Source organism: Streptococcus sp. CF7_Ac1-8, assembly GCF_024295435.1.
Taxonomy (GTDB): Bacteria; Bacillota; Bacilli; order Lactobacillales; family Streptococcaceae; genus Streptococcus; species Streptococcus mitis_AP.
The window spans coordinates 63496-88978 of sequence record NZ_JANCPI010000003.1 but is presented as its reverse complement, the minus strand read 5'-3'; the positions used below and the strand labels follow the sequence as shown (position 1 = coordinate 88978).

General features: G+C 40.0%; 24 protein-coding genes and 3 pseudogenes. 7 read left to right on the top strand and 20 right to left on the bottom strand.

Annotated features, from left to right (window positions below):
• Position 1 precedes the first annotated feature (1 nt).
• The 4 genes from NMM26_RS02480 to NMM26_RS02465 all read right to left on the bottom strand — a co-directional run bounded on the left by NMM26_RS02480 (position 2) and on the right by NMM26_RS02465 (position 5021).
• Positions 2-1105, bottom strand: coding sequence for an FAD-binding oxidoreductase (locus NMM26_RS02480; protein WP_254753923.1), 1104 nt, complete (start codon positions 1103-1105; stop codon positions 2-4).
• Between the two features lie 16 nt (positions 1106-1121).
• On the bottom strand, positions 1122-1919 hold the full coding sequence (locus NMM26_RS02475; RefSeq protein WP_254753922.1) for a Nif3-like dinuclear metal center hexameric protein: 798 nt from the start codon (positions 1917-1919) through the stop codon (positions 1122-1124).
• Positions 1906-2583: a tRNA (adenine(22)-N(1))-methyltransferase TrmK gene (locus NMM26_RS02470; RefSeq protein ID WP_254753921.1), complete on the bottom strand. Its 678-nt coding sequence runs from the start codon at positions 2581-2583 to the stop codon at positions 1906-1908. The genes NMM26_RS02475 and NMM26_RS02470 overlap by 14 nt, the downstream gene beginning before the upstream one ends.
• A 101-nt stretch (positions 2584-2684) precedes the next feature.
• A complete protein-coding gene (locus NMM26_RS02465; protein WP_254753920.1) occupies positions 2685-5021 on the bottom strand; it encodes a cation-translocating P-type ATPase in 2337 nt (778 codons plus the stop codon).
• Positions 5022-5154: 133 nt separating this feature from the next.
• Here NMM26_RS02465 and NMM26_RS02460 point away from each other — a divergent pair, with 133 nt between their 5' ends.
• On the top strand, positions 5155-5904 hold the full coding sequence (locus tag NMM26_RS02460) for a 1-acyl-sn-glycerol-3-phosphate acyltransferase (RefSeq protein WP_078238200.1): 750 nt from the start codon (positions 5155-5157) through the stop codon (positions 5902-5904).
• A 43-nt stretch (positions 5905-5947) separates the two neighbouring features.
• Here the strand turns inward: NMM26_RS02460 and NMM26_RS02455 are convergent, their stop codons facing one another.
• The 7 genes from NMM26_RS02455 to NMM26_RS02425 all read right to left on the bottom strand — a co-directional run bounded on the left by NMM26_RS02455 (position 5948) and on the right by NMM26_RS02425 (position 11669).
• Positions 5948-6640, bottom strand: a complete 693-nt coding sequence (locus NMM26_RS02455) for an alpha/beta hydrolase-fold protein (RefSeq protein ID WP_078238199.1) — start codon at positions 6638-6640, stop codon at positions 5948-5950.
• Complete coding sequence (locus tag NMM26_RS02450) at positions 6621-7631, bottom strand: ABC transporter substrate-binding protein (RefSeq protein WP_020903633.1); 1011 nt, start codon at positions 7629-7631, stop codon at positions 6621-6623. Before NMM26_RS02450 ends, NMM26_RS02455 begins: the two co-directional genes overlap by 20 nt.
• Before the next feature lie 19 nt (positions 7632-7650).
• Complete coding sequence (locus tag NMM26_RS02445) at positions 7651-8406, bottom strand: ABC transporter ATP-binding protein (RefSeq protein ID WP_084924041.1); 756 nt, start codon at positions 8404-8406, stop codon at positions 7651-7653.
• A gap of 1 nt (position 8407) precedes the next feature.
• Positions 8408-9454, bottom strand: coding sequence for an iron ABC transporter permease (locus tag NMM26_RS02440; RefSeq protein ID WP_254753919.1), 1047 nt, complete (start codon positions 9452-9454; stop codon positions 8408-8410).
• Positions 9455-9712: 258 nt separating this feature from the next.
• On the bottom strand, positions 9713-10333 hold the full coding sequence (locus tag NMM26_RS02435; RefSeq protein ID WP_060628622.1) for a CadD family cadmium resistance transporter: 621 nt from the start codon (positions 10331-10333) through the stop codon (positions 9713-9715).
• Positions 10334-11211: 878 nt separating this feature from the next.
• The gene (gene rpsO / locus NMM26_RS02430; protein ID WP_001018251.1) at positions 11212-11481 is read right to left on the bottom strand and encodes a 30S ribosomal protein S15; all 270 of its coding nucleotides are present in this window, start codon (positions 11479-11481) and stop codon (positions 11212-11214) included.
• Positions 11482-11495: 14 nt separating this feature from the next.
• A complete protein-coding gene (locus NMM26_RS02425; RefSeq protein WP_254753918.1) occupies positions 11496-11669 on the bottom strand; it encodes a hypothetical protein in 174 nt (57 codons plus the stop codon).
• A 131-nt stretch (positions 11670-11800) separates the two neighbouring features.
• On the opposite strand from NMM26_RS02425, the pseudogene NMM26_RS09605 reads away from it, so the two are divergent.
• From NMM26_RS09605 to thrS, 3 genes and pseudogenes are all read left to right on the top strand, one after another.
• Positions 11801-12001: pseudogene (locus tag NMM26_RS09605) on the top strand (hypothetical protein).
• Positions 11986-12627 carry a hypothetical protein gene (locus NMM26_RS02420; RefSeq protein WP_004240768.1) on the top strand — a complete coding sequence of 214 codons (642 nt, stop codon included), beginning with the start codon at positions 11986-11988 and terminating at the stop codon, positions 12625-12627. The pseudogene NMM26_RS09605 and the gene NMM26_RS02420 overlap by 16 nt, the downstream one beginning before the upstream one ends.
• On the top strand, positions 12624-14567 hold the full coding sequence (gene thrS, locus NMM26_RS02415; protein WP_061087731.1) for a threonine--tRNA ligase: 1944 nt from the start codon (positions 12624-12626) through the stop codon (positions 14565-14567). Before NMM26_RS02420 ends, thrS begins: the two co-directional genes overlap by 4 nt.
• A 151-nt stretch (positions 14568-14718) precedes the next feature.
• Here thrS and NMM26_RS02410 read toward each other — a convergent pair whose 3' ends face one another.
• The 8 genes and pseudogenes from NMM26_RS02410 to NMM26_RS02375 all read right to left on the bottom strand — a co-directional run bounded on the left by NMM26_RS02410 (position 14719) and on the right by NMM26_RS02375 (position 21299).
• Positions 14719-15777 (bottom strand): DUF389 domain-containing protein, encoded by a 1059-nt coding sequence (locus tag NMM26_RS02410; protein WP_254753917.1) that lies wholly within the window; start codon positions 15775-15777, stop codon positions 14719-14721.
• Positions 15774-16097 carry a potassium channel family protein gene (locus NMM26_RS02405; RefSeq protein ID WP_254753916.1) on the bottom strand — a complete coding sequence of 108 codons (324 nt, stop codon included), beginning with the start codon at positions 16095-16097 and terminating at the stop codon, positions 15774-15776. Before NMM26_RS02405 ends, NMM26_RS02410 begins: the two co-directional genes overlap by 4 nt.
• A 13-nt stretch (positions 16098-16110) precedes the next feature.
• The gene (locus NMM26_RS02400) at positions 16111-16452 is read right to left on the bottom strand and encodes a hypothetical protein (RefSeq protein WP_000397556.1); all 342 of its coding nucleotides are present in this window, start codon (positions 16450-16452) and stop codon (positions 16111-16113) included.
• Positions 16377-16610, bottom strand: a pseudogene (locus NMM26_RS02395) (TMEM175 family protein); the annotation flags it as partial. The gene NMM26_RS02400 and the pseudogene NMM26_RS02395, both read right to left, overlap by 76 nt.
• A pseudogene (locus NMM26_RS02390) lies at positions 16591-17019 on the bottom strand (DUF389 domain-containing protein); the annotation flags it as partial. The pseudogenes NMM26_RS02395 and NMM26_RS02390, both read right to left, overlap by 20 nt.
• A 290-nt stretch (positions 17020-17309) precedes the next feature.
• Positions 17310-18821, bottom strand: coding sequence for an ABC transporter ATP-binding protein (locus NMM26_RS02385; protein WP_004242726.1), 1512 nt, complete (start codon positions 18819-18821; stop codon positions 17310-17312).
• An 833-nt stretch (positions 18822-19654) separates the two neighbouring features.
• Complete coding sequence (locus NMM26_RS02380) at positions 19655-20629, bottom strand: sensor histidine kinase (protein ID WP_254753915.1); 975 nt, start codon at positions 20627-20629, stop codon at positions 19655-19657.
• Positions 20622-21299, bottom strand: coding sequence for a response regulator transcription factor (locus tag NMM26_RS02375; protein ID WP_000548991.1), 678 nt, complete (start codon positions 21297-21299; stop codon positions 20622-20624). The genes NMM26_RS02380 and NMM26_RS02375 overlap by 8 nt, the downstream gene beginning before the upstream one ends.
• 414 nt (positions 21300-21713) lie before the next feature.
• On the opposite strand from NMM26_RS02375, the gene NMM26_RS02370 reads away from it, so the two are divergent.
• The 3 genes from NMM26_RS02370 (at position 21714) to NMM26_RS02360 (ending at position 24337) form a co-directional block, all read left to right on the top strand.
• Positions 21714-22277, top strand: a complete 564-nt coding sequence (locus NMM26_RS02370; protein WP_254753914.1) for a TetR/AcrR family transcriptional regulator — start codon at positions 21714-21716, stop codon at positions 22275-22277.
• 88 nt (positions 22278-22365) lie between these two features.
• Positions 22366-23142, top strand: coding sequence for a ferredoxin reductase (locus NMM26_RS02365; protein WP_203213406.1), 777 nt, complete (start codon positions 22366-22368; stop codon positions 23140-23142).
• A 121-nt stretch (positions 23143-23263) separates the two neighbouring features.
• The gene (locus NMM26_RS02360; RefSeq protein WP_001273805.1) at positions 23264-24337 is read left to right on the top strand and encodes a DUF2974 domain-containing protein; all 1074 of its coding nucleotides are present in this window, start codon (positions 23264-23266) and stop codon (positions 24335-24337) included.
• A gap of 86 nt (positions 24338-24423) precedes the next feature.
• Here NMM26_RS02360 and NMM26_RS02355 read toward each other — a convergent pair whose 3' ends face one another.
• Complete coding sequence (locus NMM26_RS02355; protein WP_000281612.1) at positions 24424-25443, bottom strand: YdcF family protein; 1020 nt, start codon at positions 25441-25443, stop codon at positions 24424-24426.
• Positions 25444-25483: the final 40 nt, after the last annotated feature.

Sequence of the window (25483 nt, the reverse complement as noted above, 5' to 3'; positions counted from 1 at the left end):
ATTACTCGCTTTTTACTCGTTTGACATAGTTTTCAATTGGGTAGTTTAGAGGGTCCAAGGTCAACTCCTTGTCTTGGATCAGTTGAGCTAGATGGTAACCAATGATAGGACCAGTTGTGAGGCCTGATGAACCTAGTCCACTAGCAGCATAGACACCTGCCAATTCTGGTACCTGCCCAAAGAAAGGAGAGAAATCACTGGTATAGGCACGGATTCCCACACGCTCAGCTCTTGAAGTCGCTCTAGCTAAAACTGGATAGTGAGGCAAGGCTGCCTCCTCCATTTGTTGGAGTAAGGTTTCATCTACCGTCAAATCAAATCCCATGTCATTTTCATGAGTAGCGCCTAGGGATAATTTCCCACCTGCAAAAGGAATCAAATCCCACTCCCCTTCAGGCATAACAACAGGGTATGATTCCATGTCTTGGGCAAGCCAATAATCTCGGAGTTGTCCTTTTTGGGGACGAACATCCACAGCATAACCCAAGGGTTCTAACATATCCCCCAACCAAGCTCCCGTCGCCAAAATAACCTGATCAAACACCTCTTCACCAATCTGGTAACCTGATGCTAACGGTGTCAGAGTCACTTTTTCTTTGACCAGCTTGATCTGACTGGCTTCTAGCAAACGAGTCACTAAGAGTTGGCCATCTACTCTCGCTCCACCAGAAGCATAGAGCAAGTGATCAAATCCCTGCAAGCCAGGGAATAATTCATTAGCTGATGCTGGGTCCAGAATGGCTAATTGCCCTATCAAGGGAGATTCTTCTCTACGCTGGAGGGCTAGTTGATAGAGTTCTTCCAACTTAGTTTCATCCTTTTTCAGGAGAAAGACTCCCGAACGCTGGTAAAAGTCGATTTCTTGTCCTGACTTCTCTAAATCAGCTAATAAATCCACATAAAAGTCAGCCCCCAAGCGCGCCATTTTGTACCAGTCCTTATTACGGCGTTTGGAAAACCAAGGACTGATAATTCCTGCTGCAGCCTTGGTAGCCTGACCTTGTCCATGGTTAAAAACAGTCACTTCTAGGTCACTTTCTTTCGAGAGGTAGTAGGCAGCTGTTGCACCTACAATTCCTGCTCCAATAATGGCAACTTTTTTCATTGTTTTCACCTTCAAACTAGATATGGTGGAAAGGATTGGTCGATGCTTGACTAGGTAAAATTTCTAGTTCCCAGCCTTTTTCCTCTTTCCATTGATTAAGAAGCTCTGCGATTTTTTCCACAAAAAGCACTTCAATATAGTGACCTGGGTCCAAGGCTAGCAAGCCATCAGACAACATATCCTGGGCAGTGTGGTAGTAAATATCACCAGTGATATAGACATCCGCTCCTTTAGCTAAAGCATCCTTATAGAAAGACTGCCCGCTTCCACCACAGATGGACACTCTTGAAATAGGCTTCTGCAAGTCATTCTCTTGATAATGCACCATTCGAAGACTATCTAGACCAAAGACTTGCTTGACGTGTTGGGCCAATTCTCCAAATGTCTGAGACTGAACATTCCCAATACGTCCAATTCCACGTTCAGGGCCTGTTTCCTGCAGATAAGTTGTCTCCTCGATTCCTAGCATCTGGCAGAACCAGTCATTGAGGCCATTTTTAACGATATCAATATTGGTATGGCTGACATAAACTGCGATGTCATGCTTGATGAGGTCGATGTAAATCTGATTTTGCGGACAGTTGGCAACCAAGTCCTTGATAGGACGGAAAATCGGCGCGTGCTTGACGATAATCAAGTCCACACCCTTTTCAATGGCTTCAGCCACCGTTTCTTCACGAATATCCAGAGTCACCATGACCCTTTGGATATCCTTGTTTAAAGTGCCAATTTGCAGACCACGACTGTCTCCCTCCATGGAAAATTCCTGAGGACAAAAGGCTTCATATGCGTTAATTACTTCACTTGCTAGCATGGAGAACCTCCTTGATGGCTTGAATCTTATCTACTAGAACTTGACGTTCCTCCAGATTTTTTTCTGGGATTTGTCCGAGGGCAAACTCTAGCTTAATAGCTTCTTTTTGCCATTTTTGGACAAATACTGGACTGACTTCTTTGGACAAGAAAGGTCCAAAGCGAACATCACTGGCAGATAACTTCATTTGTCCTGCTTCCGCCACCAAAATCTCATAAAACTTACCAGCTTCTTCTAGAATGCTTTCTGCCACAATCTGAAAACCATTGTCTTGCAACCAAATACGCAAGTCGTCTTCACGATTATTGGGCTGAAGGATCAATCGTTCTACATTAGCTAACTTGTCCAAGCCTTCTTCTAAAATCCTAGCAATCAAACGACCACCCATACCAGCAATGGTAATGACAGACACTTGGTCTGACTCTTCAAAGGCTGCCAAGCCATTGGCTAAACGAACCTGGATTTTCTCCTTTAGGCTGTGAGCCTCAACATTTTTGACTGCAGATTGGTAGGGACCTTCCACCACCTCACCTGCAATGGCACTTTCGATTTTTCCTCTTTCGACCAAGTCGATAGGCAGATAAGCATGGTCACTTCCCACATCTAGTAAAATAGCTCCCTGTGGCACAAAGGAAGCCACTAATTCTAATCTCTTTGAAATCATTTTCTCTCACTTTCCAAAACTCTATTACCTCTTATTATACCACATTTCAGCTGGCAATCTTGTACCTAAAAAGACCGCAATCCACAGATTGCAGCCTTTCTTTATTTTCTGGCTTGATAGCGACTAGTCAGGATGAAAATCACGGTAAAGACCAACATCATGACACCATAAACAGGTAATGTTTGTCCTGTTAAGGTTGAAATTTCAAGCAGTTTTTGAATTCTTGGGAAGAGAGCTGTGGCTAGGAAGCCTCCTACTGACCAAACAATCAGGAGGACACGCCATAGGGTAAATGGCATGCAGGCTCTAAATACAGATAAGAAACCAATTGACCCCAAGAGATAATAGAGTAGAGTTGAAATTTCTAACTCAGACCAACCTTGGCTACTTCCAAATATTTTCACAAAAAGAACGCTGAACACAACCATGAGAGCACTTGGTAGAGCACGAAGCATGGATCTTCTGAGGAAGTTTGGCTCAACAGGTTTGATATTTCGCTCAAAAGTCAGAACGAATGGTGGGAACCCTTCCACGAACTGGTCAATCATGGTAATCTGGATCGGAATGAAAGGGAAGATCAAGATCCACTCAGACCGACCTAGTAAAGCACTGGCAATACAGATAACTGCGAGCAAGAAAGAATAGATGGTCTTTATCAAGAAAATCGGTGCAATGTGGGCAATGTTATTCACCACACGACGACCTTCAAAGAGAATCTCAGGAACATCATTAAAGTCAGAGTTCAAGAGAACCAGATTGGCAATCTGACGAGTCGCAGGATCTCCCTCCGCCATTACGATGGAACAATCCGCCTCACGAAGGGCCAGAATATCATTAACCCCGTCCCCTGTCATAGCTGTTGTATGACCTGCTTTTTTCAGCGTTTGGATAATAAGTTTCTTTTGATGAGGGGAAACACGTCCGAAAATAGCTGTCTCCTCCGCCATAGCAACCAATTCCTCATCCGTGATTTTTGAACAATCGACATAGCTGTTATAGTCCGCAAAACCAGCCTTCTGGGCAATGCTGGATACCGTAACTGGATTGTCCCCAGAGATAATCTTGAGGCCCACTTCCTGAGAACGGAGATAGTCCAGCGTCTCTTCTGCTCCCTCTCGAATGGGATCCAATATTTCCAGCAAGGCTAGAGCCTGAATATCAGATGGTTTCTGTGGTTTGTGATGGTCTAATTTCTCCTGACTGAGGGCTAAGACCAAGACACGTGAACCTCTCTCCAAGGCCTCTCTGGCTTCTGGGACTTCGTTTTCCAGCAACATCTCAGGCGCACCTAGGAAAACTGTCCCCAGACCTTCCAATTCCATAGCACCCCACTTGCGGTCGCTTGAGAAAGGCAGATTAGAGATCATAGGATAGACTACCTGACCTTGGAAACGCTGGCGAATGGCTTGAGCTGTTGGATTTTTATCCTCACTATGAGCCATATAGCTGGCCAAGATGCTAGCAAGCGCTGACTCTCCATACTCTTCGGTCAAAGGAAGAACAGCCTCCACCTGCATCTTTCCTTGGGTGATGGTGCCCGTCTTGTCCAAACAGAGCATATCCACGCGTGCCAAGGTCTCAACAGAGTACATCTCCTGCACCAAGACCTTTTTCAAGCCCAGCTTAATAACCGCAGTCAAAAGCGAAGTGATGGTCAAAAGGGCGATTCCCTTGGGCAACATCCCCAAAAGGGCTGTCGACGAATTTACAACAGATGACTTAAGAGGCAGGCCTTTTAAAAGCAAGGCTTCTAGCAAGAGAGCTAGACCAAAAGGAATGATAATCTTCCCAGTAAAACCAGCTAACCTGTCCAGCGATTTCATGATACGTGAGTTGATCGGTTTAACGGTCTTGGCTTCCAGCATGAGTTTAGCAGCATAGTTGTCTGCCCCGACATGGTGGACTTGAGCCAAAACTGACCCACTGGCTAGGAAACTTCCAGACAAAAGCAAGGCGTCAACTTCCTTTTGCACCAAATCACTCTCACCGGTCAACATGGCTTCATTGACTTCCGCAAAACCTTCTAGAACCAAGGCATCACTAGGAATCTGCTCCCCAGCAGACAAACGAATGACGTCTCCTAAAACCAATTCTTCAGGATTCAGAGCTACTTCCTGGCCATCACGAATGGTTTTAACCTTTTCCTTAGTCATGAGATTGAGCTTGTCCACCATGTGTTTGGCCCGCAGCTCAGTCACAATCCCAGAAAAAGCGTTAAAGCAGATAACGGCAAAGAAGACCAGATTGCTCCAAGCCTGCACAAAGGCTAGTGCCAAAGCAATGGCAAAGTTCAAAGCATTAAAAAGGGTAAAGACATTTCGTTTAACGATTTGCCAAGTGCTTGTACTAGCCGATGCGGTAAAATCATTGACCAAGCCCTTAGCCTGTCTTTCCTTGACTTCTCTTTGGGTTAATCCCATAATCTTATTTTTATCCATAAATTCTATCATATCATTTTTTCTAAAAGAATTCTAATCTCATCCCAAATATGCACCTAGTCAAGGGAAAAAGTTTGCCAGCCCTCCTTTGATAAGGTATAATAATAACAAGAAAACAATCGAAGGAGATCGCATGTTTTATACTTATTTACGCGGATTAGTTGTCTTGCTCCTATGGTCCATCAATGGCAATGCCCACTATCATAATACTGATAAAATTCCTAATCAAGATGAAAATTATATTCTGGTTGCCCCTCACCGTACCTGGTGGGATCCAGTTTACATGGCCTTTGCGACCAAGCCAAAACAGTTCATCTTTATGGCAAAAAAAGAACTCTTTACCAACCGTATCTTTGGTTGGTGGATTCGTATGTGTGGTGCCTTTCCTATCGACCGTGAAAATCCTAGCGCTTCTGCCATCAAATACCCTATCAATGTTCTTAAAAAAAGTGACCGCTCCCTTATCATGTTCCCAAGTGGGAGCCGTCACTCAAACGATGTCAAGGGTGGAGTTGCCCTGATTGCCAAAATGGCCAAGGTCCGTATTATGCCGGTTACCTACACAGGTCCTATAACCTTGAAAGGCTTGGTTAGCCGTGAGCGTGTCGATATGAACTTTGGAAATCCAATCGATATCTCAGATATCAAGAAAATGAATGATGAAGGCATTGAAACAGTCGCCAATCGCATTCAAGCAGAATTCCAACGTTTGGACCAAGAAACGAAACAATGGCACAATGATAAAAAACCAAACCCACTCTGGTGGTTTATCCGCATCCCTGCTCTCATCCTTGCCATTATCCTCGCTATCCTAACCATCATCTTTAGCTTTATCGCAAGCTTCGTCTGGAATCCAGATAAAAAGAGAGAAAACCTTGGTTAAATAAATACAACAATCCCTTGGCAAAAGCCAAGGGATAATTCTTTTACTTAATTTTCCATTTTTGGGCCAACCAGCTGGAAAAAGCTAAAAATCGCTCAACTACTTGTTCATGGTGTCCATAAGGATCAAAGACAAACTGACCGTTCGGATAGCGTTTCTGAAGACTGGTATGGATCTGCTCAGCATAGACTGGTGCTTGAGCCAAGCGATTAGTATGGTATGCTCCTTCTGTTTGACCATTCTGTAAATACAGCAAACAGTCCAAATTTTTCACATTTTCTGCCTTGCAGTAAGCCGCAAAATCAGGATACCAAAAGGAACCGCAGATCGAAAAGACACAGGAAACCTTGTCAAAGCTGAAAAGACTGTAGACTGCCGCCAAACCACCTAGTGAGTAGCCTCCATAAGCAAGGCGAGTTTCGTCCAGGCGATATAGCGACTTCAGCTTGTCTAAAAGGCCTCCAAATAAATCACTATGATAGGCATTTGCCTGACCGCCAAAATCTGGAGCTCCATCTCTCAAAGCAGCTGCCTTCCAGGGAGTGTAGTCATCTAGGCGATTTTTAGAGGTCAAGCCCACTAAAATCACAGATTCGGAAAGGGACGATAGGAAGTCCAAGTTTCCATCATTCAATAAAATAGCCGGATAGGTTTGATTGGGGTCGTAGTTAGAAGGAAGGCTGACCTTGACTTGGATTCCTTCCCAATCAAACTCATTATTTATTGATAAAGTCATTGATTTTCTCAAGGGAATCAATCACTGCTGGACCATAGTCCATCAATTCATCGTAAGAGATGGTCATGATTTTTTGATTCTTAATAGCAGGAACGCTTTCCAAAACAGCATTTGCCTTCATCAACTCTACTGCTTTTTCATCCAATTTTTTATTACGATCGCTGGTTACATAGATAATCAATTCAGGATCCATTGACACGAGATTTTCCAAGGTCAAGCCTGATGTCCCCGTAGCAACGTTTGTATAACCAAGTTGGTTCAGCAAACTTTCTTGCAAAGCAGACTTGTAGGCACCGAAGGTTTCATCATTATAAGCAACCATAATCAAAGCCTTTTTCTTTTCACCTTGGCTTGCTGGATTTGCTTTCTTAACAGCGTCAATTTTAGTTTGTAATTGGGCTGCGTATTCATTGGCCTTGTCCTGAACATTAAAAATCATTCCAAGATTTTTGACATCTTCTACGATATTCCCCAAATCTTGCTGAATCGTTGAGAGAGAAGCTTTTTGAGTATAAACTGGGATTTTGTTTTCATTCCAAGTGCTAACTGTCCCCAAGGATTTTTCAGAAAACATCATGTTTCGCCCCATCACAGCGTCTGGCTCATAAGAAAGGACTGTTTCTTGTGAGACTGTTTTTTTATCTCCAATTTGAGGAATCGTCGCAATCGCGTCCTTGTATTTGTCCGTCACAGCATTATCAGGATTAAGCATGCCAGCAATTTTATCCTTCAACCCTAACTCCAATAAGATTTCAGTGGTTGAAAGATTGTTGGTGATAACTTTTTCAGGTGCCTTGTCAAAGACTTGTTCGACTTCATTCCCTTTCGCGTCATAGGTTTTGACCGTTAGTGGATAAGTCGTCTCTGTGCTCGCCTTTTGACTTGTTTCTGTGCTAGACTGTGTGGTAGTTTTTTCTGTAGTAGTGTTACCACAAGCTGCCAAAGTTAAGGTAGCTACTGTTACGAGTAAAATGCTTAGTGTTTTTTTCATCTTGTTTTCCTTTTCATTCTTATAAATAGTGAATCATAGCTTGCTGATCCTCGGTCCAAGTCACCTGACTTTGAACTCCGTATATAGTTTGCAATGACTCAGGGGTGATAGTCTCCTTTGGAGTCCCTTGGTAAAGGATTTCTCCCTCTTTCATCAGATAGAGATAATCCGAATAGCGACAAGCAAGTTGAATATCATGCAAGACAGCTAGAACATTGACCTTGAGATTCTTCACAATGGCCAACAAGTCTAGCTGATACTTGATATCCAAGTGATTGGTTGGTTCGTCCAGGAGCAAGAGAGTCGGTTCTTGCGCCAAGGCTCGGGCTAACAAAACTCGCTGTTTCTCTCCCCCTGACAGAGACGAATAGAGACGAGTTTTCTTCTCGAGCATATCCACCTTAACGAGGGCATCTTGAACGAGAGTAAAATCCCTTTCCCTTTCCTTCTGTAAAAAAGAGAGGTGGGGAGTTCTTCCCAGCAAGACGATTTCTTCAACTGTACAATCAAACTGCAGTTGGTTAAACTGGGTCACAACTGCCATTTGCTTGGCTGTTTCTTTGAGTGACCAATGATCCAGCGGCTTTCCATCTAGGCTTATCAAGCCTTTGTCCGCCTTTTCCTGACGATAGAGGAGTTTAAGCAAGCTGGTTTTTCCGCTTCCATTTGGTCCTAATATCGTGTGAAATTGATTCCCCTCAACCTTAAGAGAGACTCCTTTGAGGATTTTTTTCTCTCCTAGTCCAAAATGGATATCCTGACAAATCAAGTCCATATCAGACCCTCACCTCCCTTCGCCTACCTCCAACAATATAGATAAAGAAGGGAGCACCTACTAAGGCTGTGAAAATACCAATAGGAAGCTCTGCGTTTGGAATGATGATACGAGAGAGTACGTCTGCCCAGATGACAAAGAGGGAACCCATCAAGGTTGCAACAGGAAAAAGCCTCTTGTAATTCGTTCCTACTAACCCTCGAGCTAAATGTGGAGTAATCAGACCGACAAATCCAATAATCCCACAGGTTGCCACTAAGACTGCTGTCAGCACAGCCACCATGGTCACATAAAGATACCAATAAAAGCGTAAGGGAATCCCCAAAGTTAAAGCAGCCTCATCTCCCATCATCATCGCATTGAAAACACGATACTGAGTAGAGAAAAATAGAAAGGCCATTCCTACTATTATAGTTGGCAGGACCAAGTCTGCCCAGGTAGTCCCAGCAAGCGAGCCCATGGTCCAAAACTTAATGGTCATCACACTGTCCGCATTAGCACCAACTGAGATAATAAAGTTTGAAAAAGCCAGAAAGAGAGCATTGACCACCGTTCCTGATAAAATCAGACTAGAAGTCGTCATCCTTCCCTGCATAGAGGCAATGATGAGGACAGAAATTGTTGCCAAAATAGCTCCAAGAAAAGCTCCAAGGCTAATCATCACTTTTAAACCAAGAATGATGCTCAAAGTTGCCCCTAGAGTTGCACCCGCAGATATTCCTAAAACATAAGGCTCTGCGATGGGATTGTTCACTGTAGACTGCATCACGCTACCACACATAGAAAGACCAGCCCCCACTATCAAACCTAACAATACTCGGGGGAATCTCATGTTCCATACAATGGCAAGAGTAGACTTGGAAACCTCTCCTATCTCAAGAGGAAATCCCAACCTGCTCAAAACAATCCGATAGGTATCTCCTAGATCAATTGCAACAGATCCCATTGAAACTGCTAGAAAGAGAGAAATCCCTAAAATACCTAGCAAAATAACTAAAAGTAACACAAATTGCTGGTCTTGTCGGCTTCCAGAAAATTTGGAAAGCATGCAAACCTCCTTTGATAGAATCTTAAAAATTTAGAAAATTCTCATGAAAAAGTATACCATATTTTCAACTGTGTAACAAGCTATAGAAAAAATACAATTAAAATCAGAAAAATTATGGTTGATTTTTCCATACAGTGCCAGGAAGCATAAGCAAAGATAATGCTTAAGCATAGCAAGGTAAGATGACAACATAAAAAGCCCTCTGAAGTCAGAGAGCTGATTTGAGCTCGGACTAAAATCCTAGTGAAACAAAAAAATCTACACGATCAGAAAAGTCTCTATCGTGCCATTTTCATACATGATGTATAGTCCAAGTACAATGAATACTAAGGGCACAATGATTCGCTCGTATTTTTCAATTGTCTCGAATATTAACGGAATAGAGGATAACACCCGACTAATCTCGCATAAGATAATTATGCCGATTACAAACACAAGCAAGGCCACGAGGGTCTGTGACCAATCTAACGAAGCAAAATAAGGTATATAGATACCTAAATTATCTCCGCCAGACGCAATTGTTAGCAATGTAACTGTCCAAAACAGTTGATTTGCCTTGCTTTGTTCTAATCTTTCAATAATTTCTTCCTCTTCTTCCTCTTCCTCCTCACCTTCTCCAACAATTGCAAAGCGAATCCCTAAATAGATAGGGATTAAACCAAGCAATCCAACCATCCATTCTTCAGGCACGAAATTAACGACATAAGCAGCAACTAAACTCGCCCCTACAAGTAAGCCTGTGCCTAGATATTGCCCCGCATAAATATGCCATTTTTGTTTATTCTGTGATAGCTGTGCAAATAAAATAAATAAAATAATTAAATAATCGATACTGGTGGAAATATAAACACCAATAGCAGATATGATTGTCTGTCCCATAAAAAACCTCCTGTATTGGTCAGTAATAAATCAGCAGATTTTAGGAGAGCACAGACACATTAATTTAGCTATCGCTAGTGGGTAATGTCGAACATAGGAAAGCATTTTACTCCTCCTCAAAACGTAGTTACAAAGTAATTTCTAACTGGAATTCAGTGACTACTTCCATGTAGAGTATAACATACTATACTTTACTTCGTAAAGTGTGGGCTCTCCGAAGGAGCTTGCAGACAGCTACTCGGCATTTAAAGCCGAGTAGCTGCGCACCCTTATGGTGTAATTAGCTGATACCATTTGAGGTTTTTGTAGTCTCCAAAATTGTGACCGATAAAACCAAACCAATTTGCTAATGGCGAGCTTCAAGGTTTTTGTAGTCTCCAAAATTGTGACCGATAAAACTCAATAAAAAAGCCCTCTGAAAATCAGAGAGCTGATTTGAGCCCGGGCTAAAATCCTAGTGAAAAAGATGAAACTCCTTGTGTTCATCGAACACTGTGTCATTTCCCTATTTTCATACGGATTTCTTACGCCCTTAGCATCATGATTCTTGCTGGATAAACCGTTTATAGACTAGGCGACGAGGCGAAGGTTGTACAAAATTTTTAGTGAAACAAAAAAATCTCCCCGAAGGGAGAATATCTGGTTTATTTTACCTTACAGTGCTAGGAACCGTAACCGAAGATTATACTTGAGTATACCAAGGTAAGTTGACAAAAGTAAAAAAGCTACCCAATTTAGAGTAGCTTCATTATCAAGATATGCTCAATTGAACACGGCCTAAGCACTTGGCAAAAAAGATAAAATCTCCTAGAAACTGAAGTTTCTTCGTCAATTTTCCTATTTTTGCTTTGTGCTTTTGACGGCCTTTGTATCTTGAATTAACGACGAAGTCCTAGAGAGTTGATCAACTCACGGTAACGGTTAACGTCGTTTTTACGCAAGTATGCAAGCAAGTTACGACGGCGACCGATTTTTTTCATCAATCCACGGTAAGTAGCGTGGTCTTTTTTGTGTTGTTTGATGTGTTCGTTAAGGTGGTTGATTTCCCAAGTAAGGACAGCAACTTGAACCTCTACTGAACCTGTATCACCTTCGTGACGTGCATATTGTGCGATGATTTCATTTTTTTTCTCTTTTGAGATTGCCATGATGTTTCTCCTTTTTATTTGGCTTCATCCGAGTGACAGGTTGGCAGGCCTGCAACCAAGAAGAAGTTATTTGTCTTTACGACAATCACTATTCTACCAATAACTAACTTCTTTGTCAACAGATTTACTTTCTTTCTCTTTGCTTCACTAGCATCATTAAGAGTATCAACTTCTTCTAATATTACCATATCTGATTGCCAACACCTTTCTAACAAGGAAATTCAAAAAATTCTACAAAAATCTTGAAAATTTTCACAATCATGCTATAATAATCCATAGAGACAAGTCACTTAGTCCCTTTCTACTAGAGAGTGCGTGGTTGCTGGAAACGCATAGAGAGCCTAAACTGATACTACTCTTGAGTTTTTTATGAAAACATAAAACGGTGGCCACGTTAGAGCCAATCAGAGGTGTCCCTCTTTTTTGAGGAACATAAATGAAGGTGGAACCACGTTGCGACGTCCTTTCGGGGATGTCGCTTTTTGTTTTTCAGAAGGAGGAAGAATGGTGCTTTATATGATTGGTGGATCGCCTTGTAGTGGAAAGTCAACAATTGCCTCACTTCTTGCTAGACAATACCAGCTACGTCATATCAAACTCGATGATTTGGTAGACGAGATGATGACTCAAGCAAGTGCAGACTCACAACCAATTTGCCTTCTTAGACAGGATAGAAGTCCGGAACAAATCTGGATGAGAAATCCAGAAGAGATGGCGGATGAAGAATGGCACTGCTATGAGGAGATTTTCCCTTATGTAAAATCTTACTTGATAAAAAATCAAAACAGACCTCTCTTGGTGGAGGGAGCAGGACTGTTGCCTCACTTGGTTAAGGAGCTTGAATATCCAACTTCTTCCTATCTATGCTTGACTCCGACAGCTGATTTTCAGAAAAAACATTATAGACAGAGAGAATGGGTTCCTTATGTCTTAGAGGGAACAACTAACCCTGATAAAGCTTTTGAAAACTGGATGCAACGAGACATTCTTTTTGCCCAAATGGTTCGTAAAGAAGCAATGGAATTAGGATATTCTAGTCTCTTGACAGATGGTAGTCAATCAGAAAATCAGACTATGAAAGAGGTCGCTCGGCTCTTAAAATTGTCCAACAAAAAAAAGAATAAATGTTTAAGGAGAACATCATGATTAACATTACTTTCCCAGATGGCGCTGTTCGTGAATTCGAATCTGGCGTTACTACTTTTGAAATTGCCCAATCTATCAGCAATTCCCTAGCTAAAAAAGCCTTGGCTGGTAAATTCAACGGCAAACTCATCGACACTACTCGTGCTATCACTGAAGATGGAAGCATCGAAATCGTGACACCTGATCACGAAGATGCCCTTCCAATCTTGCGTCACTCAGCTGCTCACTTGTTCGCCCAAGCAGCTCGTCGTCTGTTCCCAGACATTCACTTGGGAGTTGGTCCAGCCATCGAAGATGGTTTCTACTACGATACTGACAATACTGCTGGTCAAATCTCTAACGAAGACCTTCCTCGTATCGAAGAAGAAATGCACAAAATCGTCAAAGAAAACTTCCCATCAATCCGTGAAGAAGTTACTAAAGACGAGGCACGTGAAATCTTCAAGAACGACCCTTACAAGTTGGAATTGATTGAAGAACACTCAGAAGACGAAGGCGGTTTGACTATCTATCGTCAGGGTGAATATGTAGACCTTTGCCGTGGCCCTCACGTCCCATCAACAGGCCGCATCCAAATCTTCCACCTTCTCCATGTAGCCGGTGCTTACTGGCGTGGAAATAGCGACAACGCTATGATGCAACGTATCTACGGTACAGCTTGGTTTGACAAGAAAGACTTGAAAAACTACCTCCAAATGCGTGAAGAAGCTAAGGAACGTGATCACCGCAAACTTGGTAAAGAACTTGATCTCTTCATGATTTCTCAAGAGGTTGGTCAAGGGCTTCCATTCTGGTTACCAAATGGTGCGACTATCCGTCGTGAATTGGAACGCTACATTGTCGACAAGGAGTTGGCTTCTGGCTACCAACACGTTTACACTCCACCACTTGCTTCTGTTGAGCTTTACAAAACTTCCGGTCACTGGGATCATTACCAAGAAGATATGTTCCCAACTATGGACATGGGTGACGGGGAAGAATTTGTCCTTCGTCCAATGAACTGCCCACACCACATCCAAGTCTTTAAACACCATGTTCACTCTTACCGTGAATTGCCAATCCGTATCGCTGAAATCGGTATGATGCACCGTTATGAAAAATCAGGTGCCCTCACTGGTCTTCAACGTGTGCGTGAGATGTCACTCAACGACGGTCACCTTTTCGTTACTCCAGAACAAATCCAAGAAGAATTCCAACGTGCCCTTCAGTTGATTATCGATGTTTATGAAGATTTCAACTTGACTGAATACCGCTTCCGTCTCTCTCTTCGCGACCCTCAAGATACTCACAAGTACTTTGACAACGATGAGATGTGGGAAAATGCCCAAACCATGCTTCGTGCAGCTCTTGATGAAATGGGCGTTGACTACTTTGAAGCCGAAGGTGAAGCAGCCTTCTACGGACCAAAATTGGATATCCAAGTTAAGACCGCCCTTGGTAAAGAAGAAACCCTTTCAACTATCCAACTTGACTTCTTGCTTCCAGAACGCTTCGACCTTAAATACATCGGAGCTGATGGCGAAGAGCACCGTCCAGTTATGATCCACCGTGGGGTTATCTCAACTATGGAACGCTTCACAGCTATTTTGATTGAGAACTACAAGGGTGCCTTCCCAACATGGCTAGCACCACACCAAGTAACCCTCATTCCAGTTTCTAACGAAAAACATGTGGACTACGCTTGGGAAGTGGCTAAGAAACTCCGTGACCGCGGTGTCCGTGCAGATGTCGATGAGCGCAATGAAAAAATGCAGTTCAAAATCCGTGCTTCACAAACCAGCAAGATTCCTTACCAATTGATCGTTGGGGACAAGGAAATGGAAGACGGAACTGTTAACGTTCGCCGCTATGGCCAAAAAGAAACACAAACTGTCTCAGTTGATGATTTTGTTCAAGCTATCCTTGCTGATATCGCTAACAAATCACGCGTTGAGAAATAAGAGACAAAACCTGGGATAAAATCCTAGCTAGCTAAAAAGCAACAACTATTTCAGCTGTTGCTTTTTTATATTTTATTTAACCTGAGCTAGTAGTGATTGGTCAAACTACCACACAAGATTTGCTTTCATGAGTTGGATAAGGTCAATATCCTCATTCCTTGTCTGCTTCATTTTCTTTTACTTCTTTTACGAGATCTTTTTGTGGATCTTTTTCAGAGAGTTTTTGATCGATATACTTGTTAATGGTTTCATAAAATTCCTTGGTCGTATCACTGTCTAATTTTGTCGAATTATGAACTTGATTGACTTTCAATTGAACAGATTGAATACCGTAAGAGGCTTGTTTTTGGTGGAGCGTTTCTAATTCGTCTTCTGAAATCGGATCTCCAACAACCGTCAAGACCAATTCATTGTTACTTGACTTGTAGACTTGATTAATAACCGTATAATTGGCGAACTCTTTTCCTACAAACTGTTTGATCCCTTCTTTGCGCGCTTGTTCTATTGTCAGAGTAACTGCCGAATAGCTAGCTGGAAGAATCAACAATACAATCAAAGAAATCAAGCCAATTCTCATTTTAATGCTCAGCTCTTTAAATGAAGTTAAAGGAGATTTTCTCATCAAAATTCTTGTTCCAACAATGTTGGCTAGCATGATAAAGACACAGTTGATCAAGAAAAGATAGAGAGCCCCCAATAAAAATCGTACATTCCCATTAGCTAAACCGTAACCTGCAGTACAGATAGGTGGCATCAGAGCTGTTGCAATGGCTACTCCTGGCACGATATTGTTTGCTTCTTTTTTCCTTGATCCAATTACGCCTGCTATCCCACCAGCAATAGCAATGAGAACATCCCAAATGGTTGGAGAGGTTCGTGCAATCAATTCGCTACTTTCATAAGATAAGGGAGAAATCCAGAAATACAGAGTCGATACAAGTAAACTGACCAATACTTGAGTAAGTAAAACCCCTAGAGCTTGCTTGATTAAACGCGTATCAAAAATAGCTAAACCGAATCCCAGTCCAACAATCGGTGTCATGAGAGGTGAAATTAACATGGCTCCAATAATAACAGCTGTTGAATTCATATTTAGACCGATAGAGGCAATAAAAATTGCACACATCAAAATCGCTGTATCTCTCAATCGAACATGAAGGTCATCGTATAATTTCTCACGGTATTCCCGTGTTGAATAATTGGCAGTCATTTGTCCTCTCCTCTTTCCTTATTTAAATCGGTATAATAATTAATAATAACAGCTGATAAACAGCCAAAAAATATGAGCCCATAAATCGTCAAGAAGACACTGGTAATCCTTCCAATCATGGTCACAGCTAGGAGATCCCCGTAGCCGACAGTCGTCGAAGTCACAAAAGCATACCAAAGACCGTCTCCGTAATTTGTGATAGCAGGTTCAACTAGGAAAAGCACGCCTCCTGACCCAAAAACAAAGGTCACAAAACTCAGAGCAAACCGAGTAAAACCCGTAACCTGTATAATATGCCATAACATTTTTAAACGTCTCATTTGTTCTCCTTATTCATACTAGCTCCTGACCGAGCCGTTTTTTCCAATAATCAAAGTGAAGATAGGACATGATCTCCATCAGAGAAAGATAGACAAACTGATAGATCTGATTTAAGCTGATTATCAACTGATATTGTTTGAAAAATGACTGGAAGAAAGACCAGATATGACTGTCTTGAATCAGTCCCTTCTTAACATCAGACAGGATATTAGCTAAAGCTCCCAAGGACTGAAACGGTAAATCCTTGACATTTATATAGATCCGGTCCACCACATCATTCAGACTGGTATCTTGGATGGCATGAAATTCTCCAAAGAGAACTCCTGCCGCTCCAAGAGTAGAAACAAATTCCACCAAATAATTTCTGAGGAAATTTTCTCAACCTTTTCCCATAATGTGTTTAGTGCCATCCATAACGATCCCAACCAGAAAAAGGAAAGAAAACAAGCAAAGAAATTTTGCCGTAAATCCCAAAAAGCTTCAAGACTTGGTGTTGTTGGTTTTTCTAACTCTTTTCCTTGAACCGATCACACCAGCAATCCCACCAGCAATAGCAATGAGAACATCCCAAATGGTTGGAGAGGTTCGTGCGATCAACTCGCTACTTGCATAAGACAAGGGAGAAATCCAGAAATACAGAGTCGAGACAAGCAAACTGACCAACACTTGAGTCAATAAAACCTCTAGAGATTGCTTGATTAAACGCGTATCAAAAATAGCTAAACCGAATCCCAGTCCAACAATCGGTGTCATGAGAGGTGAAATTAACATGGCTCCAATAATAACAGCTGTTGAATTCATATTTAGACCGATAGAGGCAATAAAAATTGCACACATCAAAATCGCTGTATCTCTCAATCGAACATGAAGGTCATCGTATAATTTCTCACGGTATTCCCGTGTTGAATAATTTCCGTTCATTGGTTACTCCTTTTATTTTATATAATCTTGTTTCTGCATGGATGATGGTAGAGAGACTTCTGTCCAATCTTACATATTTTTCTTCTCACCTGTTATTCTTTTGAAAATTATCTTTTAAGTATCCGTCAGTCCATCCTTTATATTATATCAAAAATTTTACAGTTTTTCTCTGACGAAATCTATCAATTGAATAGATAGATGAAGCAAGAAATTTTTGTTTCCTTATCCGAAGAAGGAAAAACGGTATCTCCTGAACCTTGATACTATGCGTTTTATTCTTTATAATTTAGCTATTTCAAAATTACAAGTTCTCCATTCTTAATTTCCCAAACTTGGTCAAACTTACTTAATAATTCGTTTTGGCGATGTAAAGTAACAATGACGGCACTTGGTAGTTCCAGAACTCTTTCCAATTCCATTTTAAACTGATTAGTATCCAAGGCAGAGAAAGGTTCGTCTAGGATAAGCAATGGATTTTTACGATTTTTCTCACGATTTAAATACATTCGTTGTTGCTGACCACCTGACAGGGATTGTGGTGGAATTTTTTCAAAATCTTCTTCTCTGAATTTTTCATTGAAACTATTGAATAGTGTTACATTATTTTCATAACTCGAAATAAATGTATGTTCTTGTTGCAGAATCATACCGAATCTTCCCCAAAGATGGTCCAAAACAAGCCCATCTAGCACAATTTGTCCTTCAAAATCTTCATCTGTTCCATTTAAAATGTTGAGAAGACTACTTTTTCCAGAACCATTCTTACCAATAAGCGCAATTTTATCCCCTTTTTGAATCGTAGCGGAAGTAATTATCAATTTTGATTCTCCCAGTTGTTTGGAAATGTTTTTCAAAGTAATCGTATCAAAAGAATGTTGAGGTGCTTGAACTGAAACGGGTCTCCCAACAATGTTTTGAAAACTCTTGATTACAGGCTTTACGGACTCTAACATTTGTAAATCATAAAGGATTTCCTGTATTGGTTCAGAAAAAGCATTAATATATCCGAAACTCGCCACCACCTCAGGAATACCGAGTTGCTGGTGAGATAGAGAGTAGGCTAAATAAATAAACAGAACAAGACTAATGAATTCAAAAGAAACACCTGTCAATAAGATGCCTGTAATTTTTGTCAAACCATACTTAAAATACTTATCCTGCAAATTCTTTAGAGAACTCTTTTGTTGATTCAAAAAATGCGACATAGTTAGTTTATTTACCAAATGATGTCCCATGAGCAAATCCTCCAAAGTTCGATAGTAATCTCCTTGTTTTTTCAAGTAAACCTGTCTACGATTAGCGGTCAACTTCCCAACGATTTTAGGAATTTGAATACTAATTCCAGTAGAAAAGATTAAAATCAGTGATACAATAGGATTAATTGTTCTGCTAATAATGAAAGCGTAAATGATGATACGTAAAATTTGTTTGATAAAACTCATCAATGGAGGAAGGTAATCCTTTTCCAACGAATCTAGGTCATTAGATTGATAGGAAATATACTCTGCTACTGTTTTCTGCTTGAAATCGTGGTGACTGAGTCCCAGAAGTGAACGAAACCACTCATTTTTCAAAGTAGTCGAAAAGATAATTCCCTGCTTCCAATCAAGTATCATTTGGATATAGTTACAACTCAAATAGCCTGCCACTGACATAGAGTAACCATATAGAGCTACTTGATAATCCCCTTTGATTAATGCCTGCGTGAAATACGGTAACAAAGCTGTGCAGATATTCGATACTACACCAAAAAGAAAATTAAAGAAGAGATACCATCTAATAGTTTTAAGATATGGTAGCATATACGATACTCCTTGCTAATGCGTTTTTTTACATATCGCAGAACAATCTCTACTATTCCCTATTTCAGATAGTGCGATACTCGGACATTGAGTGCAATAATTGTAAATCACACAAGTACTGCAGTTTTTACTATCATTCAAAATATAATTTGCTATTTTGTAAAATATAGGTCTATCCCATGTTTCTTTGATAGATGTAAAATGAATATTTCCAATACTTCTATTGAAAGTAAGCTTTTTCAGTTTTTCTAACGATTTAGGCTATTTCGTGACACACCCACAATCCGTGAAAATTCTGGTTATATCAGATTATGTGATTTTCGTAAGAATTTTATATTGTCTCCAATCATGGCAGTCTCCTTTTACTTGATAAAACTATTATAACATTTAGAAATTAAAAACTGGTTCAAAATCAATAGAATGTGTGTATTCGATACATTCAATAAATTCTTGGAAACAGTTCTACACCAGTTACACAAATCTATATACACCTATCTCATTCAAAATAAAAAGAAAGCTGTAGTTCTTTTAATCCTGTATCAACGATTCATTCTGAAATCGAATAGGAGACATTTCCCAAGTCTACAATTCACTTCATCTCAAATTAATTTTTGTAATTCACCCTTAGTTTATAGATTTTATACTCAACAAAAGTATAAAGCATACAAAACTTCACTTTGAACCAGTATTTATACTATATCCCGTATCAAGAACTCTATTATTATTTTTCTAAAATACAATTTTCAAATATCCTGAAATATAGGAAAAAGAGATTGTGTAAAAACTCAATCCCTGTAAAAAATGGTTTTCCCCCAGTCTCTTTTCGTCTATGCTCACTCAATTATTAGATTCATGTCAGCAAACTGAATCCGTACTATCGTTCCTTTTCCGACCTCAGACTCGATACGAATCTGGTGCCCCAGTTCTTCAGAAATTTTCTTAGATAGGTAAAGTCCAAGTCCAGATGACTGCTGGGTTAGGCGGCCATTATATCCTGAAAATCCACGTTCAAAGACTCGGAGGACATCACTGTTTTTTATCCCTATTCCTGTATCCTTGATACAGAGTTCTTGCCCTTCCATATAAATCTCCAGACCACCTTCCTTGGTGTACTTGAGACTGTTTGAAATAATTTGCTCAATGACAACTAGCAGCCACTTCTTATCCGTCACGATTTCTTTATCAAGGTCATGTAGATTGACATTTAGTCCTTTTTGAATAAAGAAAAGAGCGTATTTACGAATTATTTCCTTGACCAAATCCTCAATTTGAACCTGCTTTAAGACCAAATCATCATGGAAACTTTCTAAACGCAGGTACTGTAAAACTAGATTAGTATAGGAGTCAATCTTGAAAATTTCCTGTTCTAATTGCTGCTTCAGTTGTCGGTCGGCTACTTCTGCAACTAAGAGCTGACTGGCTGCAATGGGGGTCTTAATCTGATGGACCCACAAGGTATAGTAATCCAGCAAATCCGTCAGTTTTCTTTCGGCATCTGACCTTTGCTGATAGAGTTCCATCTCACGCGCTTCTAATTTTTCTGCTAAAGCTATTTCTAAAGGAGATTTGGCTTCCCTCTCTCCGTAGAGAAGTTCCTTGCGATAGACCTGCATCTCCACCAATATGTCCCAAGTGAAAAATAAGATGGTTACAAAGCAGCACAAGAGGAAAAAGTAGAGAAAGTAAATTCCCAAACTGGCAAATAAAAACTGAAAGAGCAAAACCAGAAATGCCAAAGAAAGCAGATAGACAAACAGACGACTACGGGAGCGCAGATAGGCTAGAAAAAATTGTTTCCAATCAAGCATGCTTCAGTCCGTACCCTATCCCTTTCTTGGTCTCGATAAATCCTACCAAGCCCTGCTCTTCCAATTTTTTACGCAAACGAGCCACATTGACAGAGAGGGTATTATCATCAATGAAAAAGTCACTGTTCCAAAGTTCACGCATCAGGTCGTCACGCGCTACGATATTGCCCGCATGCTCAAACAAAACACGTAAAATCTGGAATTCATTCTTGGTCAAATTCAAGACTTGTCCTTGATAATGTAAATCCATGGATTTGGTATTGAGGATAACACCAGCATATTCTAGTAAACTCTCGTCACGCCCAAACTCATAGGAACGGCGCAACAAGCCCTGAACCTTGGCTAAAAGAACCTGCTGGTCAAAAGGCTTGGTCACAAAATCATCCGCCCCCATATTGATTGCCATAACAATATCCATAGCCTGGTCTCTGGAAGACAGAAACATAATCGGCACCTTGGAAATCTTGCGAATCTCCTGGCACCAGTGATAGCCATTAAACAAGGGCAAGCCAATATCCATAAGGACCAAATGAGGTTCCGACTGGACAAAAAGACTCAAAACTTCCATAAAGTCTTCTACCAAGACCACTTCAAATCCCCATTCAGATAGCATTTTCCCGACCTGTTGACGAATAACCTGATCATCTTCTACTAGTAAAATCTTGTGCATGCGCTCCTCCTTTGCTAATTTTATGAGTCTTAAATCCTTTAGTATAAATAGAGGGTTTAGTATCTAATACTTTTTTGACATTTCCTTGTCACAACAGCTCAAAAACAGATAGTGAATAACCCCATTGATATCATACCTTATTTTCAGACATAGTGCCAGCCCTACCCTTTTATTTTTAATTTTTTCAACCTTTATTTCAGTTCTTTTATCCATCCCCTTAACCAAAATTTATCTCTATTCTTCCAAACCTTGAGTGTAGTTAAAACGACACTCTATACTCTTCTAACATTGAAAAGCTCCTTATCGAGTGGTATCCGTAAAAAGCTCTAGCTTTCAGATTGACAATCTGAAAAAGATTTGTTAAGATATGAATGAACGAGATTTAATATTCATTCAGAAAAGAGGTGAATCAAATTGGACAAAAAACAGGCTTTGAAATCCGCAGCTTATGAAGTTTTTTCAAAAAAAGGATACAAGGCGACAGGAATTTCAGAAATTGCTAGACAAGCTCATATGGCAGTCGGATCTTTTTATAACTATTACGAAAGTAAAGAAGCTATTTTTCTAGATATCTATATTGATGAAAACAACCGTGTTCGCCAAACTATGATCGAAGAACTGGATTGGGAAATTGATATGATTGATCTTATTAGTCAACTCTTTGCTCAATCCAGAGCACTCGTTTCTTCCAATAAAATCCTTGCAGAATGGTACAATCCTGCCATAGCAGTTGAGTTGCATAGCTACTATTCCTCAGAAGAAGGGAAAGTCACGAATCCATTTCATCAATTTCTCGTGAAAACCTTTACTCATCGTTTACAGGCTGAAGGCCATTCTCCAGAAAAAATTCAAGATATTTTACAAGTTTACAACCTATTTTACTACATGGATATGCATATCACAGAAAACGATTTTCCAGATATTAGCAAAACTGTAGAAATACTAGCAACCAACTTCATTAAAGGAATACTTAAATAAAGAAATCTTTTCTTTATTTTTTGGAAATTATTGAATGAAAAAAAATATTATTCATTCATGAAAAATTACTACACTATAGGAGTTAAAAATGAAACGAGGGAAAAAAATGTTCATAATTATTCTAACTACACTTGGAGTACTCGGCTTTATATCTTGGGGAATCATTACCTATCTTGGACGAAGTCAAACTTTATCGATAAAATCCATTGAAAATCCCAGCGGAGATTTGTATTTAGTTCACATCACAAAACCAAAAAATCAAATATGGAAAGCTGGCTCCTTTGCTCAGTTTAAGCTTCCTGACAGTGCGTTTGGTCCAGACAAAAGTCCAGTAAAGGAAAATCAGGCTAGCCGATGGCTAACCCTTGCTTCCACTCCTGATGAGGATGAAATTCTTATTGTAACCCATAATAGTGGTAGCGTGTTTAAGGAAACCTTAACACATTTACCAGCTGGTAGTAAAATTGAAATGAGGTGGCTGGAGTCATCTTTATCTGTTAAAGACAATGACCAAGCACTGGTTTGTTTTGCCTCTGATGTCGGTATTTCTACTCTACGTCCAGTTGTGAAAGAGTGGGCTGGTAAGCGCTCCATCATTCTTAATCATTTAGACAAAGGAGTAAACATTTTTGATAATGAGTTAAGAGAGCTTAGTAAGAATAATCCGAATCTAACTTATAAAACTAGCGAAAACTCTTCTCAAAGCCAAGCATTTTTAAAAAATGCGGTTGTGAAATACGGCAACCAAGCTATTTATCTCTTAACCGGCCAACCTGATGATATAAATGAGATGAAAAATTTCTTAAAAGAGAATGGGATTGACGACAAACAGATACAAACAAGTATGTTTAGAGGTTTGAAATAAAAGCAAACTGTCTTCTATGTATCTGAATCATATCATTATAGATTGGTATGTAGAGACCATACAAACTAACTAGTAAATTCTATGGAATTGTGATAAGATAATTAAAAAGAAAGGAGCTCTTATGGCCAATATTTTTGACTATCTGAAAGATGTCGCACATGATTCCTTTTACGACCTACCTTTGAATGAATTAGACATTCTATCCTTAACAGAAACCACCTACCTCTCCTTTGATAATCTGGTCTCCACAACTCCTCAGCGACTTTTAGACCTAGCATCTCAGGTTCCAAGAGAATCGAACATGTTGACCAATAAAAATCGGCTCCAGTTGTTAGATGAATTGGCTCAACACAAACGCTTCAAGAATTGCAAACTCTCCCATTTTATCAACGACATCGACACTGAACTGCAAAAGCAATTTGCGGCTATGACCTACCGCCTCACTCTCGACACCTATCTGATTGTCTTTCGTGGGACTGATGACAGTATCATTGGCTGGAAGGAAGATTTCCACCTGACTTATATGAAGGAAATTCCTGCTCAAAAGCACGCCCTCTCCTATTTAAAGAACTTTTTTGCCCATCATCCTAAGCAAAAGGTCATTCTGGCTGGGCATTCCAAGGGAGGAAATCTAGCCATCTATGCTGCTAGTCAAATTGAGCAAAGCTTGCAAAATCAGATCACAGCAGTTTATACCTTTGATGCGCCTGGTCTCCACAAAGAACTGACACAAAGCGAGGGCTATCAAAGAATAATGGATAGAACCAAGGTCTTTATCCCACAAGGTTCTATTATCGGTATGATGCTAGAAATTCCTGACCGCCAAGTCATCGTTCAAAGTACTGCCTTAGGTGGTATCGCCCAGCATGATACTTTTAGCTGGCAAATTGAGAACAAACACTTTGTCCAACTGGATAAGACCAATAGCGATAGCCAACAAGTCGACACGACCTTCAAAGAATGGGTGTCCACAGTCCCTGATGAGGAACTTCAGCTTTACTTCGACCTCTTCTTTGGCACCATTCTTGATGCTGGCATTAGCTCCATCAATGACTTGTCTTCCTTCAAGGTTATTGAACACATTCATCATCTCTTTGTCCAAGCGCAATCCCTCACTCCAGAAGAAAGGGAAACTATGGGACGCCTTACCCAGTTATTGATTGATACCCGTTACCAAGCCTGGAAAAATAGATAATACCTTTCAAAAATCAAATGAATACAAAAAAAGACCTAGAATACATATTTTCATGTACATTCTAAGTCTTTTTTAATAAAATCTAACTACCAAATAACCCCTTTATAGGCTAGTAAAATGATAGCTAATATCGGAACATAAAAGGCAAGGAAGAGCCATTTCATTTTGACACATAGAGCCACGTACTCCCGAATAAAAGCAGATGGTATGTAGTAGCCGGCTGTCCTACATCCGAGTCCATCTCCCTTCATATTTAGCTTACGAGCATAGGTACTAGTTCTAAAGACATGATAGTCATTTGTAACAAAGAGGAAACACGGATTTTCAACCAATTGTTCTCCAATTTCTTTTGAAAACAATAAATTTTCATAGGTTGTTCTGGACTTATCTTCAAGAAGAACAGATTCCTTGTTTACATCTGTCTCTTCTAAAATATAGTTATAAATAGCCTGCGCTTCAGAAATCTTTTCATCTGCTCCTTGACCACCACTGGCAATAATTTTTATGTTAGAATTCTTAGACTTGTGGTAAGCTTCTACTGCCTTATCAATTCTCCTCTTTAGCAAAGGTGTTACCTTTTCTCCGCCTAATAAACCAGCACCGTGAATGATAATAAAATCATAATGCTTCTTCTTAGGAATAAAGAGATATAAAATAGAGTACAACATAAAACCCACGAAAGCAAAACCAAAAATAAAGTAAGAATAAACGATTAATACAAATAAAATGTTTAGAAAGTGATGTGTATAAAATAATTCATTTCGATTTCCTAATCGAAATGAAATCAAGGGAAAAAATACCAAAATGACTATTCCAAAAAGCGTTGAGAGATAATTGGCTTTTGAACGTCCCTCTCGCTTCAGCAGGATAACACCATTATAGATTAGAAAGATACCACTCAAAAAAATCAGAAACGGGAGTAAAACAAAGGCAACTACATAAAAAGCTAACTGAACATTCTCATACCCATTTTTATAAAAAAGGTGGGATAGAGAAATATAACTTGAAATGAGGGATAATAAAAATAATACTGGATTCCACAAACTTCTGTTATCTTTCCAAAATGACACTATAAAGGCTAATACAATTCCTATAACGAGATACATTTCTTCCTCCTTTAATAACTACATTTTATCATAATTATCC

Excerpts from the sequence above, each read along its gene's own strand:
- NMM26_RS02420 (WP_004240768.1), top strand. The coding sequence starts at position 11,986 with ATGGTGCTTTATATGATTGGTGGATCGCCTTGTAGTGGAAAGTCAACA.
- rpsO (WP_001018251.1), bottom strand. The coding sequence starts at position 11,481 with ATGGCAATCTCAAAAGAGAAAAAAAATGAAATCATCGCACAATATGCA.
- NMM26_RS02480 (WP_254753923.1), bottom strand. The coding sequence starts at position 1,105 with ATGAAAAAAGTTGCCATTATTGGAGCAGGAATTGTAGGTGCAACAGCT.
- NMM26_RS02435 (WP_060628622.1), bottom strand. The coding sequence starts at position 10,333 with ATGGGACAGACAATCATATCTGCTATTGGTGTTTATATTTCCACCAGT.
- NMM26_RS02455 (WP_078238199.1), bottom strand. The coding sequence starts at position 6,640 with ATGACTTTATCAATAAATAATGAGTTTGATTGGGAAGGAATCCAAGTC.
- NMM26_RS02460 (WP_078238200.1), top strand. The coding sequence starts at position 5,155 with ATGTTTTATACTTATTTACGCGGATTAGTTGTCTTGCTCCTATGGTCC.
- NMM26_RS02450 (WP_020903633.1), bottom strand. The coding sequence starts at position 7,631 with ATGAAAAAAACACTAAGCATTTTACTCGTAACAGTAGCTACCTTAACT.
- NMM26_RS02465 (WP_254753920.1), bottom strand. The coding sequence starts at position 5,021 with ATGGATAAAAATAAGATTATGGGATTAACCCAAAGAGAAGTCAAGGAA.
- NMM26_RS02470 (WP_254753921.1), bottom strand. The coding sequence starts at position 2,583 with ATGATTTCAAAGAGATTAGAATTAGTGGCTTCCTTTGTGCCACAGGGA.
- NMM26_RS02445 (WP_084924041.1), bottom strand. The coding sequence starts at position 8,406 with ATGGACTTGATTTGTCAGGATATCCATTTTGGACTAGGAGAGAAAAAA.
- NMM26_RS02380 (WP_254753915.1), bottom strand. The coding sequence starts at position 20,629 with ATGCTTGATTGGAAACAATTTTTTCTAGCCTATCTGCGCTCCCGTAGT.
- NMM26_RS02425 (WP_254753918.1), bottom strand. The coding sequence starts at position 11,669 with ATGGTAATATTAGAAGAAGTTGATACTCTTAATGATGCTAGTGAAGCA.
- NMM26_RS02410 (WP_254753917.1), bottom strand. The coding sequence starts at position 15,777 with ATGACTGCCAATTATTCAACACGGGAATACCGTGAGAAATTATACGAT.
- NMM26_RS02355 (WP_000281612.1), bottom strand. The coding sequence starts at position 25,443 with ATGTATCTCGTTATAGGAATTGTATTAGCCTTTATAGTGTCATTTTGG.
- NMM26_RS02475 (WP_254753922.1), bottom strand. The coding sequence starts at position 1,919 with ATGCTAGCAAGTGAAGTAATTAACGCATATGAAGCCTTTTGTCCTCAG.
- thrS (WP_061087731.1), top strand. The coding sequence starts at position 12,624 with ATGATTAACATTACTTTCCCAGATGGCGCTGTTCGTGAATTCGAATCT.
- NMM26_RS02360 (WP_001273805.1), top strand. The coding sequence starts at position 23,264 with ATGGCCAATATTTTTGACTATCTGAAAGATGTCGCACATGATTCCTTT.
- NMM26_RS02405 (WP_254753916.1), bottom strand. The coding sequence starts at position 16,097 with ATGAGACGTTTAAAAATGTTATGGCATATTATACAGGTTACGGGTTTT.
- NMM26_RS02385 (WP_004242726.1), bottom strand. The coding sequence starts at position 18,821 with ATGCTACCATATCTTAAAACTATTAGATGGTATCTCTTCTTTAATTTT.
- NMM26_RS02375 (WP_000548991.1), bottom strand. The coding sequence starts at position 21,299 with ATGCACAAGATTTTACTAGTAGAAGATGATCAGGTTATTCGTCAACAG.
- NMM26_RS02440 (WP_254753919.1), bottom strand. The coding sequence starts at position 9,454 with ATGCTTTCCAAATTTTCTGGAAGCCGACAAGACCAGCAATTTGTGTTA.
- NMM26_RS02365 (WP_203213406.1), top strand. The coding sequence starts at position 22,366 with ATGAAACGAGGGAAAAAAATGTTCATAATTATTCTAACTACACTTGGA.